The sequence below is a fragment of the Pseudolactococcus hodotermopsidis genome (assembly GCF_011170085.1).
Classification (GTDB): Bacteria; Bacillota; Bacilli; order Lactobacillales; family Streptococcaceae; genus Pseudolactococcus; species Pseudolactococcus hodotermopsidis.
Genome location: NZ_BLLI01000003.1, coordinates 1 through 13,447, shown reverse-complemented (window position 1 = coordinate 13,447; position 13,447 = coordinate 1). Strand labels below are relative to the sequence as shown.

The window sequence follows — 13,447 nt, the reverse complement described above, 5'->3', positions numbered from 1 at the left end:
ACCAAAAAAGTCGCACTCTTGAGAGTACGACTTTTTATTAAAATATGACGAAAAAACGTAAAATTTACGCTGTTGGCTGTTGGCTGTTGGCTGTTGGCTGTTGGCTGTCCAATTGTATCACTTTATTTCTCCATGTCAATTATTTAATAGTTTAATTATATCACTTTTTAGAAATATTCGTTTTTCTAACCTAAATAAAATTTAGCAAATTCAAAAATAGAGAGCATAACTCTCATTACAGCATATTTATGTGCTTTTTTGTCAGTTTCGAGTAAAATTTGAGTTCTTCGCTTGATTATCGGCAAAATTTATTATTTTAATAATATATAAATGATTTATTTTGCCGATAAAATGGTATAATAAATATATGGGAAGGGTTTATGGCAGACTTATCAGTATCAGAAATCGCAGAAAAATGGCAACTATCAGAGCGTTCAGTGCGTAACTATGCCAATCAAGGTCGGATTGCAGGTGCAAAATTAAAAGGAAAAACTTGGTTGATTCCCGACAATGCTGAAAAACCTAGACGAAAAAATCAAGTAATCTCGAATCATAGAACACTACTTGAAATTTTGCAAGATGAAGAACGTGGGAAAGTAAAGGGCGGGATTTACCATAAAATCCAAATCGACCTAACCTACAATTCCAACCATATCGAGGGCAGTACGCTAACGCATGACCAAACGAGATATATTTTTGAAACAAATACGGTTGGCATAAATTCTAATAGCCTCAATGTAGATGATATTGTGGAAACGGCTAATCATTTTCGGTGTATTGACCTCATCATTGAACAGGCGAAAAAGCCGCTTACTGAAAAATTGATTAAAGAACTTCATTTTATCTTAAAAAATGGAACAAGTGATTCAAGAAAAGAATGGTTTGCGGTTGGCGATTATAAAAAGATCCCAAACGAGGTTGGTGGCAAGGAAAGTTGTCAACCAGAAGAAGTGTCTAAAAAGATGAGACAACTTCTTCTAACCTACAATAGCAACAAAATCAAAACTTTTGAAGAAATTTTAGCTTTTCATTATGCCTTTGAGTCTATTCATCCCTTTCAAGACGGCAATGGTCGTGTTGGGCGTTTGCTAATGTTCAAAGAATTGCTCCGAAATAATATCGTGCCTTTCATCATTGAAGATAATCTGAAACTATTTTATTATCGAGGGTTATCTCAATGGGAAGAGGAACATGGGTATTTGATAGATACTTGTTTGACGGCACAAGATAAATTTAAAAAACACCTAGATTATTTTAGAATTGACTACAAAAAATAAAGCAAGGCATGTGTATGCAAGCATTCCTTGCTTTTTTCATTTCATTTGAAATTTCACACGTTTTTGCGAGTTTGAGTGCATTTCTCATTCCACCACCTCAAACTTCGGCAAACTTGCTAACGATATGCTAAATGTTGGTTGATATTTTCTTTGCAGAACATTTGAACTTTTTGAGCTTATATTTATATATTAACATTAAATGAATTTGAAAAATCAATGTATTTTTTTGTAATTCAATCTATCAAACCCTTCTGGAACTTTGCCCCAACCAGCTTCCAAAACAAAATTCACATAACTAAGAATTGTCCTACTTTCATCAGTAAATTTCAAGTTTGACCATTTCAAATTGAAAATTGCTTTTTCTTCAGTACTCTTCCCATCTCTATTAGTAAATGTTATTTTCAGAAAAAACGTCATATTATTATTTTGTTCCAAAGTACTATTTAATTGATCAATAAAAATTGAGCAACCTTCACTATTTTTCCTCATTTTTTCAAAGTTATTTACGACAATAGGAATTTTTAGTAAATCTCCACCCATCAGTACATCATACTTCCTATCAAAAATCTTATCAATAGAAAGTTCTTCTTTTACCTTAAGAAAATAATTTTTATAGAAAGTACGTACTTCAACATGAATATCTAAAGCAGGTGTTTCTCCTGCATTAACAATATTCAATTCAATAGATTTAGTCTGTTCATCATCAAAATCTATGTATCCAGTTGAGTTAGTTGATTTTAGAATTGGTCTATCATTTTCCTTAGCGATTTCTCGCTCTTTTTTAATTTGGTATCTTACTACAAAAAATGTACCAAAAACTCCAACTAATGCTCCCAAAAAACCTAGTAAACCATCTGCTGTAATCGTGCATAAATAATTCAAAATATTTTCAAGAAAAGTTATAATTTTTCCCACACTATCTCTCCATGTCAAGTATTTACTACTTCAATTATACCATTTTTCACTAAATATATGAAATTCCTAGCATAATCAATCTATTTACTTGATATTTTAGGAAAAATATGCAAAAATATTATCAAACAAGAAAAGAGGTTACTAAAATTATGCCATTTGTCCGTGTAGAATTATTTGAAGGTCGCACGCAAGAGCAAAAAAATCAGCTCGCTCGTGATATTACTGAGGCTGTCCTCAAAAATACAACTGCGCCCAAAAGTGCCATTCATGTTTTTATCAATGACATGAAAGAAGGCACTTATTTCCCAGAGGGTGAAATGAAAAAAGTTGATTAAACTGCTACGAAAAGCGAGTTCTGTATAAAGATTAAGCTCAAACTGATGACTATTTCTTAAAATCTGACAACATAACTTTTTGTGGTATAGTTTAATCATAATTTGGGTTGTGAACGCCAACACAAAGCGCTACGTATCTGACTACATAACGCTTTTTTGCATTTATTTTTAACAAAATAAGATGCAAAATTATATCATAAAGTTCACTGGCTGCGAATTTTATGATATAATAACAAAAACGGTTGAGAAAGGAGTTTTATGCGCGTTCTTATTACGTCTGGCGGGACGACTGAAAACATTGATAGCGTTCGTGGTATTACCAATTTTGCGACTGGTAGGCTGGGAAAACTTATTGCCGAGCGTTTTCTTATTCAAAATCATGAAGTTATTTTATTAGCTGGATTGCAAGCACTTGTGCCTGACAATCATGATAATTTGACGATTATTCGGATTTCTGGTGTCGCTAATTTGCTTGAAACTATGCAAAATTATCTGCCAACTGTTGATGTCGTTGTGCATAGTATGGCGGTTTCTGACTATACGCCCATTTATATGACTGACTTTGAGACGGTAGCCAAGTCTGATGATATAACAGAATTTCTGAGCGCTAGTAATGAAGAAAAGAAAATTTCTTCTCATTCTGATTATCAAGTTCTGTTTTTGAAAAAGACCCCAAAAGTTATAAAATCAATTAAAACGATTAACCAAAATGTTATTTTATTTGGATTCAAGTTGCTGGTTGATGTCCCAAAAGAACATCTCATTCAAGTTGCCAGCACATCATTAACCCAAAATAAGGCAGATTTTATCCTAGCAAATGACCTGACGACTATCACGGCTGAGCGCCATCTCGGGCTGCTCGTCAGCCAAAATGCTATAATAGAAGCAAAGACGAAACTTGACATTGCCGACTTGATTGTCGCAAAAAGTAAGGAGACTTATGACCAAAATCACACTCGCCGTAACTGGTAGCATATCCGCCTACAAGGCCGCTGACATCACATCTAGCTTAGGTAAACTCGGTCACGACGTAACCGTTTTGATGACAGAGGCTGCACAGGCTTTCATCACGCCCATGACCTTGCAAGTCCTGTCCAAACGCCCTGTTCATACCAGTGTCATGGCTGAGGAGCGAGCCGAGGTCGTCAACCACATTGATTTGGCAAAACATACCGAGATTTTCCTCGTTGCACCCGCCTCTGCTGATACGATTGCGCGCTTGGCGCAAGGTCGAGCAGATGATATTGTATCAAGCGTGGCGCTAGCGCTCCCGCAAGGTGTCAAGAAAGTCATTGCCCCCGCTATGAACACCAACATGTATGAAAATAGCTTAACGCAACGTAATATCCAGACTTTAAAAAACATTGGTTTTACCGAAATTGAGCCAAAAATTGCTTTATTAGCCTGTGGCGATTTAGGTAAGGGCGCTTTGGCAGATGTTTCCGATATTGTTGAAAAAATTCAAGAAATTATCACAAATTCTTGAAAATTTACTGAAATCAGCTAAATTTGTGCTATAATAAACAAAAACACGAAAGGATTTGAGTCTGACTTTTTAAGTTGGCTTATCATCTCACATGACAAACTCCAAAAAACACTCAAAAGCCTCTGATATTGCCATTCTTGGTATTTTTATCGCCATTATGGTAGTGATTCAGTTGCTTTCCAAAATCGTTTATACCGTCTGGCCTTTTCCGATTCAACCGACTTTGGTTCATATTCCAGTGATTATTGGCTCGATTATTCTCGGTTGGCGCAAAGGAGCATTTTTAGGCTTTGCCATGGGAATGATTTCCTTTTTGAACTCGACATTTGCGCCGATTCCAACCTCCTTTTTATTCTCTCCTTTTGCGCCTCATGGTAATGGTTGGTCACTTTTCGTTGCCTTTATTCCTCGGATTATTGTCGGGATTCTGCCCTTTTTCATTTATCAGTTAGCTAAAAACCGATTTGGTGCGGGTCTTTCTGGCTTTTTTGGCTCTGCGACCAATACCGTTCTCGTCTTGAGTTCAGCTTTCCTTTTTTTCAATAATGAATTGAATATGACTTTTAAAGCCTTGATTGCCTCAATCATTGCAACAAATTCAATCGCTGAAAGTATTGCAGCAACAGTCTTAACAGCTGCATTAGTCCCCATTTTAAGCAAAATGAGAAAGTAAAGCAGTTAAAGCGTGAAATTCACGCTTTTTTTTGATAAAATGGAATTGAACGTATTGGAATGCTTACAAGCGAAAGGAGACAACATTGTCTTATAAAGAAACTTATCAAAAATGGGCTGACTTCGCAGAATTGCCTGACTATCTCAAAACTGAACTTGCCAACATGACTGAAAAAACAAGGGAGGATGCCTTTTATACCTCACTTGCTTTCGGGACGGCGGGGCAACGGGGCTTGATTGGTGCGGGAACTAACCGCATGAACATCTACACAGCACGCGAAACGACTGAGGGTCTTGCACGTCTCATGGACTCTAAGGGGGACGCTAAAAAACGTGGCGTTGCGATTGCTTATGATTCACGCCATTTTTCTCGTGAGTTCGCCTTTGAGGCGGCACGCGTTTTGGCGCAACACGACATTCCGTCTTATGTTTTCGAGTCTTTGCGCCCGACACCCGAGCTGTCATTTGCCATTCGTGAGCTCAATACGCTGACTGGTATCATGATTACCGCCTCGCACAATCCTGCGCCGTACAATGGTTACAAGGTTTATGGCGAGGATGGCGGACAAATGCCGCCAGAAGATGCGGATAAACTGACAGACTATATCAAAGAGATTGATGATATTTTCACAATCAAATTAGCTGATGAAAATAGCGAGCTCATCACGGTCATTGGCGATGAAATTGATAAAAAATACCTTGAAAATGTTAAATCTGTGACCATTAACCAAAAAGTCATTGACGAATTTGGCAAAAACCTCAATATCGTTTTCACACCGCTCCATGGCACAGGCGAGATGCTTGGTCGTAAAACATTGGCACAGGCTGGCTTTGAAAAAATCGCCGTTGTTGAAGCGCAGGCCATTCCTGACGGCGATTTCCCAACTTTGAAATCACCAAATCCTGAAAATCAAGCTGCTTTTGCCTATTCTGAAGAACTTGGTCGCAAAGTTGATGCTGATATGTTGGTCGCAACTGACCCGGATGCTGACCGTATCGGTGTTGAAGTGCGCTTGCCAAATGGCGATTATCAACCTTTGACAGGTAATCAAATCGGCGCTGTTTTGGCAAAATATATCCTTGAGGCGCACAAACAGGCTGGCACGCTCCCTAGTAATGCTGCCATTGTCAAATCAATCGTTTCCACAGAATTGGTGACAGCGATTGCCAAGTCTTACGATGTCAAAATGTTAAACGTCTTGACAGGTTTCAAATTCATTGCTGAAAAGATCCAAGAATTTGAAGAAACTGGCTCACAGACTTATATGATGGGCTTTGAGGAGTCGTTTGGCTACCTCATCAAACCTTTCGTTCGCGATAAAGATGCGATTCAAGCGCTCCTTTTGATTTGTGAGGTCGCTGCCTACTACAAATCGCTCGGTAAGACTCTGTATGACGGCATTCAAGCTATTTATGCGGAATACGGCTACTATCTTGAAAATACCGTTTCTGTCACGCTTGAGGGAATTGATGGCGCAGCGCAAATTAAAGCGGTTATGGATAAATTCCGTGGCAATCAACCGACAGCTTTTAATGGTATTAAAGTTATCTTGACTGAAGATTTCCTTGAAAATACGGCAACTTCTCTTGATGGTAGAGTTGAAAAATTGACAACACCACCGTCAGATGTCCTCAAATATCATCTCGAAGACGGGTCATGGATTGCTGTTCGCCCCTCTGGCACTGAGCCAAAAATCAAATTCTATCTGGCAGCTGTTGCTGAAACCAATGACCTTTCAGCTGAAAAACTCGTCAAATTTGACCAAGAAATTAAAAACTTTATCAAATAAATCACAGAAAAACAAGATTTCAGTCTTAGGACGTATCAAAATCTTGTTTTTTTGTGGTAAAATAGTTAGTGACTATAATTTAGAAATTAGGAATAACATTGAAAAAAATAACTAAACGACTCTTTTTATCTGGCTTTATGCTAACAGCACTGCTATTTTTAACTGGCTGTGTCAAAACAAAAAAAGGTCAGCCGACTGGTGAAGGTTGGGTTTATAATTTGCTTGTCAAACCGATGAGTAAGGCAGTTGAATTTTTTGCAAATGACCTTGGTTTTGGCTTTGGACTTGCAATTATTCTTGTCACAGTCATTGTTCGTTTGCTAATCTTACCTCTTGGTCTGAATCAAGCCTACAAATCAAGCTATATGCAAGAAAAAATGCGTTATCTGAAACCTGTCCTTGAACCGATTCAACAAAGAGTGAACAAGGCGACTAATAACGAAGAAAAAATGGCGGCACAAACAGAGCTGATGCAAGCACAAAAGGAAAATGGCATCAACATGTTCGCCTCTATGGGCTGTCTGCCAATGCTGATTCAAATGCCATTCTTCTCTGCACTCTTTTATGCTGCGCGTTATACGAATGGCATTACAGAGGCGACTTTCCTCGGCATTGACCTTGGCAAATCAAGTCTTGTCTTGACAGTAGTCGCGGGTGCTTTCTATTTCTTGCAAAGTTTCCTCTCAACTATCGGCATTGACGAAGAGCAAAAGAAACAGATGAAAACGATGATGTTCATGAGTCCCTTGATGATTATCATGTTCTCATTTAGCTCGCCTGCAGGTGTGACGCTTTACTGGGTTGTCGGCGGTTTGTTCGGCGTTATCCAACAAATCATCGTGACGTTCATGATTAAGCCGCACTTGCGTGCGAAAATTGACAGAGAATTTGAAGAAAATCCTCCCGTCGTTAAGACAACAGTCTTGAAAGACGTGACACCCAAAAACGTGATAAATACTAAGACAGAATTTAATAACAGTGTTTCTGCTAACAAAAATAAGAAAAACCGAAATGCTGGGAAACAAAGACGTTAAAATTTAAAAGAACTTGATTGATATAAAATAAAAAAAATAGTCTGCTGTCAAGAGACTATTTTTTTATAATATTAACACTTATTCGCCATCATGGCTAGCAATCAAGGTTAAATTCCCCTCAAATTCCCAAGCAGCTATGTCGCTTGGCAAGATAAAATGATCGCCTTTTTTAAGCGCATAACTTTCGCCACAAACACGTAAGATTCCCTGTCCCTCTAAAACCGAGCAAAGCATATAAGGCGCAGTCTTGATGAATTTGACAAGACCTGAAATTTCCCATTTTTCAACTGTGAAGAAATCATTTGAAACATATGAGGTTCTCACGAGATTCTCTTCGTTTGTGACAACTGGCACGGTGTTTGCGGGTGCGCCGTAATTCAGCACATCAATAGATTTATCAATATGCAGCTCACGCAAGTTACCCTTGTCATCTTTACGGTCAAAATCATAAACACGATAAGTTGTGTCAGAAGATTGTTGCGTTTCAAGAATCAAAATGCCTTTACCAATCGCGTGCATCGTCCCACTTGGCACATAGAAAAAATCGCCCGCCTTAACTTGAACTTTCGTTAAAAGATGATCCCAGTCGCCAGATTCAATCATAGCACGCAATTCCGCTTTATTCTTGGCATTATGCCCATAAATAATTTCAGCGTTAGGCTCAGCCGAGATAATGTACCAACACTCCGTCTTACCAAGTTCGCCTTCATTAGCCAGACCATAAGTATCGTCAGGATGAACTTGCACACTGAGCCAGTCATTGGCATCAAGAATTTTAGTCAATAAAGGAAAAACTTCTTTTTTCGAGTTACCAAACAAATCACGACGATTTTTGTAAAGGTCATCTAACTTTTGACCAGCAAATTCGCCATTTTTAACGACTGAAACGCCATTGGGATGCGCTGAAATCGCCCAATATTCGCCGATTTTATCGCTCGGCAAATCGTAACCAAAATCTTTGAGATGATTACCACCCCAAATCTTTTCTTGCAAGACAGAGTTGAGAAATAATGGTTGTGTCATAATAGTCGAACTTCTTTCTAGTTTATAAATAAGTATATAATTTATTTTACCATAAAAATGACTGATTTTATACTTGATTAACTAAAAAAGAATAATGCCATTTTTGTTCTTCGTCAGTTCTAGCCAACGGTTAATTGCCACGGAAATTTCACGGTTTGTTACAGGTAAATGACATCACAATTTCTAAAATACACTAAACGCCTTGTAAATCAAGACTTTAAGTAAGATCGTCTTAAAAATGACAGATAAAAATTCTACAAAAGAGTTCAAAATTTTTATATGCACGACAAACTTATAGAAATAGCAAAAAGTATGAAAATCTCAATGTTTTCAAGGCTTTTATTGTTTTTGTTACATAATTGTAATAAACCATGAAATTTCCGTGAGTTAATTACATCTACTCTTGCTATTTGATTAAACATATGATAAACTATTCATATGAAAAAATATTCAGATGTTATTGTCAAAGAAATTGTTCATATTCATAAGATTTTGGCAAATGCAACTCGTGTCAAAATTCTCCTACTCTTGTCAGAAAGTCCTTTAAACGTTTCACAACTCGCTGAAAAATTAGGTTTAGAGCAATCTGCTGTTTCTCATCAATTGAAATTACTCAAAGAACATTTGCTTGTTGCCAACATTAGAGTTGGTAAAGCCAGTGTTTATCAAATTGGCGATAGCCACATTTTACAACTTTTAAAAGTCTCCATTGACCATGCCAAGGAGCTAGAAAGCGACCATATTCATGACCCAGAACTCTTCCACTGACCCTAAAACTGCCGCAGCGGGCAAACGAATCACGATTGTTTTTGCGCTCAATGCAACTTTTGCGGTACTCGAATTTATTTTCGGCGCTATGTTTGGCTCAGTCGCCATTATGTCCGATGCTGTCCATGATACAGGCGATGCGATTGCTGTTGGCTTTGCTTGGTTTTTCGAGAAAATTTCACGCAAAAAATCTGATACTTCCTTTACTTTGGGCTATCGACGTTTTTCACTTCTCGGCGCTTTGATTACAAGCGTTATACTCCTTACTGGATCAGTTTTTGTAGTCATTGAGGCAATACCACGCTTGATTCATCCAAGACCTGTTGAAACAACAGGCATGTTTTGGCTAGCTATTTTCGCCATTGTCGCTAATAGCTACGGCGCTTTTCTGATGACACGTGGTAGCTCGCGCAATGAAAGTATCCTTAACCTGCATATGTTGGAAGATGTGCTTGGTTGGGCTGCTGTTCTAGTCGTGTCAATCGTTATGCACTTTCAGCCTTGGTATTGGCTCGACCCACTGCTTTCACTAGGGATTGCTATTTTCATCCTGACTGAAGCGATACCCAAATTTTTCGGGACTTTACGTATTCTAATGGAGGCAGCACCTGAAACGATTGACTACAAAAAATTAGTCAGAGAATTAGAAAATTTGCCAGAAATTAGCAAAATAACAGAACTTTGTATCTGGTCCATTGATGGTGAAAAGCATGCTGCTATGATGCACATGACGATAGAAATTTCTGATAACAAACGCGCAAAATCTGTTGCACGACAAATTTTAAAAAACCATGATGTCGCCTTTTCAGCAATCGAAATTGATGTCAATCAAAAAGAACATGAGTCACATCAAACATTAATTTGACTTATTATCTTCATATTTTTTATAATATGAGATTTTGATAATTTTGTTTAGAAATTCATAATATTTTTTAGTGAAACTATCGTGTAACTGATAAGAATTAACACTAATATAAATGAAATCAATTGCCTACACAACCCAACTTCAAGACAAAATTCATCTTAAAGTTATTATTTCTTTGAAAATCTAAACATTTTAATTTATAATAGAACTATGACAACTTTTAGAAAACAAGAAAAACATTTTTTCAAAACGTTATGGCATTATTTTGGTCGTTTCGCTTTATTTATTGCTCTTGCTGCAGCAATCGGTGCTGGAACGGCTATCTATATCTTCTTTGACAGCTCGAAAAATTTGATTGTCCCTGATGTTGAGGGCTTATCAAAAATTGACGCGTCCAATAAATTAACCACTGTTGGTTTCAAGAAAATCTCTTATAAATTCACAACTTATGATGGTGAGAGTAACATTGCACTGAAAACTTCACCTGAGGCGGGTTCTGCTGCCAAAAATTTGGGCAATATTGTCATTTATATCAGTGAATTTAAGGGCGTTGACATTCCTGATTATCAAGGAAAAATGGCTGATAGCTCGCTTAATCAGCTTCGGGAAGATTATAAATTAACCGATAAAAATCTTAAAATTACACGACAATATTCATCTAAAAAAGCGGGAACAATTTTAAATAAAACAACTTTCAAAAATTTCAATAGCCACTCTGATATTTTAAAAATAACAATTAGTGACGGAAAAGATGCTTTTTTGATGAGTGACTGGGTTAATAAATCTTTGACTGAAGCTCGTGATAAGCTGATTGAAATGGGTGTTGCCGCTGAAAAAATCAAGGTTAATTATGAAAATTCGACAGTCGTTGACATCGGGAAAATTATCCGACAAACTCCCGAAAAAAATGATAACTATTCCCTCCAATCTCCTGAGGACATTAGCTTTACCGTCTCAAGTGGTAGCGTTCTTAGAACCGTAGCTTTCCCAAGTTTGATTGGCATGAGCTATGATAATGCCTTACAAACCTTGAATGCCATGGGCTATCCGCTTGATCATATTACTTATAGTGGCGTTAAAACAACGATTGTCAAGGAACAGACGATTGCACCTGACACCATGGTTATGATGGACAATTCTTTTGTAACCTTGATTATGGAAAGTCCGAAAGCATACGAAAAAGCGATTGACCAGATCGATCCAAAATCACTCGTCAATATGGACTCGTCTGCTGCGTTTAAAACACTTAAAGATTTAGGCATTGATTTCCGTGTTTCATTTGATAATAAAAGTAGCTTGGCATCAGGTAGAATCATCTCAGCAACAGTCAATAACGATATGTTGCTACTAAAAATTTCGTCAAGATTTGATGACAGCAAGTCTAGTAGTTCATCATCTTCTAGTAGCCATTAAAAATGCGCCAAAAAACACATGAAATCAGCGTTTTAAAAACGTAATTCATGTGTTTTTATAATTTATTCATGTAAAAACAAGCAACTATGATCACTTGTTTCATCAGTGATTATTCTGCTTCAATTTTCGTCAAAATCGCATTGATAAACTTAGCATCTTTTTCATCATTGAAGGCTTTTGCAAGTTCAATAGCTTCGTTTATCGCAACAACACGCGGCGTTTCGGCAAAACAAATCTCAAATGTACCGAGTCGCAAAATGACACGATTGATTGGCGCAAGTCGTTTGACTGACCAGTTTTTCGCCAAATGCGTTGTGATTTTTTCGTCAAGTTCTGCTTTTTTTGTGCGAACACCATAAATCAGCTCTGTTAAAAAGGCTGGGATCTCACTTACTTTTCTTACGTCACCGTCATAGCCAAGCGCAAAGTCTAAGGCATTTTCAACCGTTTCATCAGCTTGATTTTCAAGTAAATACAGGGTTTGAACCGCACGAATACGAATTTCGTGCTGACTTAAGGGCTTAGTCGGCATCCAAAAAGTCCTCGTCAAAGAGTTCTTTGAAATCAGGTTTCGGTGTTTTTTCAGGGATAATACCTGATACGTGAATATTGACGTCATCAATCACGATGTCACTCATATCACGAACGTTATCTTTAACGACACGTTGCATTTCCATGGCAACATTTGGCACTGAAACGCCGTAAGTCAAGTAAACATAGATGTCAACGATAATTTTATCGTCAGTTTGTTGAACATAAACACCACGCCCGTCAGCTTTTTTGCCAATACGGTCAGCAAAGCGCTTGTTGCGTAAGGCATAAACACCCTCAACTTTTGCTGCAGCAATAGCAACAATCGTTTCGACAACTTGTGGAGCAATGACGATTTCTCCGAGTGATTCGGGATGACTTTTAATAATATCTGACATGTTTTTCCTTTCTATACTCAATTAATGATAATAAGAAACAGTCTAGGCGCGCTTCAAATAAGCACCAGTTTCAGTGTTAATTTCGAGTTTTTGACCGATTTCAATGAAATCTGGCACATTGACAACAAGTCCCGTTTCCATAACAGCTGGTTTTCCTGAACCAGTGACCGTTGCGCCCTTGATAGACGGTTGCGTTTCAACGACTTCAAGGACAACAGTTGATGGTACAGACACACCAATGACTTCATTACCGAAAAATTGAATCTTCACTTCAGCATTTTCAAGGATGAACTTCAATTCATTTTCAACATTTGCCACTGGAATTTCGTATTGGTCATAAGTTTCATTGTCCATAAAATACGCTGTATCATCCATTTTATAGAGATATTGGGCATTGTGCGTTTCGATAATGGCTTGATCGAATTTTTCCTCAGGACGGTAAGAAGTGTCAAAAGTTGACCCTGTACGAACATCACGCAGTTTCATCCGCATGATTGTATTGCCCTTACCTGGTTTGTGATGACTAGCTTCAAGAACACGCAAAAGTTTGCCATCTGATTCAAAAGTCATTCCTGCCTTGAGCTCGTTTGCTGCTACCATTTTATTTCTCGCTTTCATTTTTACAAATTTTTTACTTGTACTCTTTATTTTATCATATTTGCTATGATTTCGCTAGATTTATTAACGATTCGACACGGGCGTTTCACAAATTTAATTTTTCTGGAATATACATGTAAGTTGTCGATTTAATTTTTAGTTAATCTATTTTAAAAGTTATTTTCGTAGAAATATTTTGAAATACCAAAATTATTGATTAGACTTCTCCCGAAATTAAATTTCGAAATTGATAATACCACAAATTAAGGACGCACGAAGTAAGTGCCTCTTTCTTCGATTACGATATTTCTGAGCCATACACTTAAAGGTTTTGATTTTAGCA

General features: G+C 37.4%; 15 protein-coding genes. 10 read left to right on the top strand and 5 right to left on the bottom strand.

Going from position 1 to position 13,447, the window contains the following annotated elements:
- Window positions 1–380 precede the first annotated feature (380 nt).
- Window positions 381–1,277, top strand: a complete 897-nt coding sequence (locus tag Hs30E_RS00910) for a Fic family protein (RefSeq protein ID WP_172207298.1) — start codon at window positions 381–383, stop codon at window positions 1,275–1,277.
- A gap of 213 nt (window positions 1,278–1,490) precedes the next feature.
- Here the strand turns inward: Hs30E_RS00910 and Hs30E_RS00905 are convergent, their stop codons facing one another.
- Entirely contained in the window at window positions 1,491–2,192 is a 702-nt protein-coding gene (locus Hs30E_RS00905; RefSeq protein WP_172207296.1) for a DUF8453 domain-containing protein, read from the bottom strand.
- A 149-nt stretch (window positions 2,193–2,341) separates the two neighbouring features.
- Between Hs30E_RS00905 and Hs30E_RS00900 the strand changes: the two genes are divergently transcribed.
- From Hs30E_RS00900 to yidC, 6 genes are all read left to right on the top strand, one after another.
- A complete protein-coding gene (locus Hs30E_RS00900; RefSeq protein WP_172207379.1) occupies window positions 2,342–2,527 on the top strand; it encodes a 4-oxalocrotonate tautomerase in 186 nt (61 codons plus the stop codon).
- Window positions 2,528–2,785: 258 nt separating this feature from the next.
- Window positions 2,786–3,499: a phosphopantothenate--cysteine ligase gene (locus Hs30E_RS00895; protein WP_172207294.1), complete on the top strand. Its 714-nt coding sequence runs from the start codon at window positions 2,786–2,788 to the stop codon at window positions 3,497–3,499.
- Window positions 3,468–4,013 carry a phosphopantothenoylcysteine decarboxylase gene (gene coaC / locus Hs30E_RS00890; RefSeq protein WP_172207292.1) on the top strand — a complete coding sequence of 182 codons (546 nt, stop codon included), beginning with the start codon at window positions 3,468–3,470 and terminating at the stop codon, window positions 4,011–4,013. Before Hs30E_RS00895 ends, coaC begins: the two co-directional genes overlap by 32 nt.
- A gap of 91 nt (window positions 4,014–4,104) precedes the next feature.
- Window positions 4,105–4,686 (top strand): ECF transporter S component, encoded by a 582-nt coding sequence (locus tag Hs30E_RS00885; protein WP_172207290.1) that lies wholly within the window; start codon window positions 4,105–4,107, stop codon window positions 4,684–4,686.
- Window positions 4,687–4,771: 85 nt separating this feature from the next.
- Complete coding sequence (locus tag Hs30E_RS00880) at window positions 4,772–6,475, top strand: phospho-sugar mutase (RefSeq protein ID WP_172207288.1); 1,704 nt, start codon at window positions 4,772–4,774, stop codon at window positions 6,473–6,475.
- A 98-nt stretch (window positions 6,476–6,573) separates the two neighbouring features.
- A complete protein-coding gene (gene yidC / locus Hs30E_RS00875; protein WP_172207286.1) occupies window positions 6,574–7,509 on the top strand; it encodes a membrane protein insertase YidC in 936 nt (311 codons plus the stop codon).
- 78 nt (window positions 7,510–7,587) lie between these two features.
- Here yidC and manA read toward each other — a convergent pair whose 3' ends face one another.
- Window positions 7,588–8,532 carry a mannose-6-phosphate isomerase, class I gene (manA, locus tag Hs30E_RS00870; protein ID WP_172207284.1) on the bottom strand — a complete coding sequence of 315 codons (945 nt, stop codon included), beginning with the start codon at window positions 8,530–8,532 and terminating at the stop codon, window positions 7,588–7,590.
- Between the two features lie 438 nt (window positions 8,533–8,970).
- On the opposite strand from manA, the gene Hs30E_RS00865 reads away from it, so the two are divergent.
- The 3 genes from Hs30E_RS00865 to Hs30E_RS00855 all read left to right on the top strand — a co-directional run bounded on the left by Hs30E_RS00865 (window position 8,971) and on the right by Hs30E_RS00855 (window position 11,578).
- Window positions 8,971–9,300, top strand: a complete 330-nt coding sequence (locus Hs30E_RS00865; RefSeq protein WP_172207282.1) for an ArsR/SmtB family transcription factor — start codon at window positions 8,971–8,973, stop codon at window positions 9,298–9,300.
- A complete protein-coding gene (locus tag Hs30E_RS00860) occupies window positions 9,278–10,165 on the top strand; it encodes a cation diffusion facilitator family transporter (protein WP_172207280.1) in 888 nt (295 codons plus the stop codon). Before Hs30E_RS00865 ends, Hs30E_RS00860 begins: the two co-directional genes overlap by 23 nt.
- 210 nt (window positions 10,166–10,375) lie before the next feature.
- On the top strand, window positions 10,376–11,578 hold the full coding sequence (locus Hs30E_RS00855; RefSeq protein ID WP_172207278.1) for a PASTA domain-containing protein: 1,203 nt from the start codon (window positions 10,376–10,378) through the stop codon (window positions 11,576–11,578).
- Window positions 11,579–11,687: 109 nt separating this feature from the next.
- Here Hs30E_RS00855 and nusB read toward each other — a convergent pair whose 3' ends face one another.
- Genes nusB through efp form a run of 3 tightly spaced genes read right to left on the bottom strand, consistent with a single transcriptional unit; the run spans window position 11,688 to window position 13,107 of the window.
- On the bottom strand, window positions 11,688–12,110 hold the full coding sequence (nusB, locus tag Hs30E_RS00850) for a transcription antitermination factor NusB (RefSeq protein ID WP_228461959.1): 423 nt from the start codon (window positions 12,108–12,110) through the stop codon (window positions 11,688–11,690).
- Window positions 12,100–12,507 carry an Asp23/Gls24 family envelope stress response protein gene (locus tag Hs30E_RS00845; RefSeq protein WP_172207274.1) on the bottom strand — a complete coding sequence of 136 codons (408 nt, stop codon included), beginning with the start codon at window positions 12,505–12,507 and terminating at the stop codon, window positions 12,100–12,102. The genes nusB and Hs30E_RS00845 overlap by 11 nt, the downstream gene beginning before the upstream one ends.
- 42 nt (window positions 12,508–12,549) lie before the next feature.
- Window positions 12,550–13,107, bottom strand: coding sequence for an elongation factor P (gene efp, locus Hs30E_RS00840; RefSeq protein WP_172207378.1), 558 nt, complete (start codon window positions 13,105–13,107; stop codon window positions 12,550–12,552).
- Window positions 13,108–13,447 lie beyond the last annotated feature (340 nt).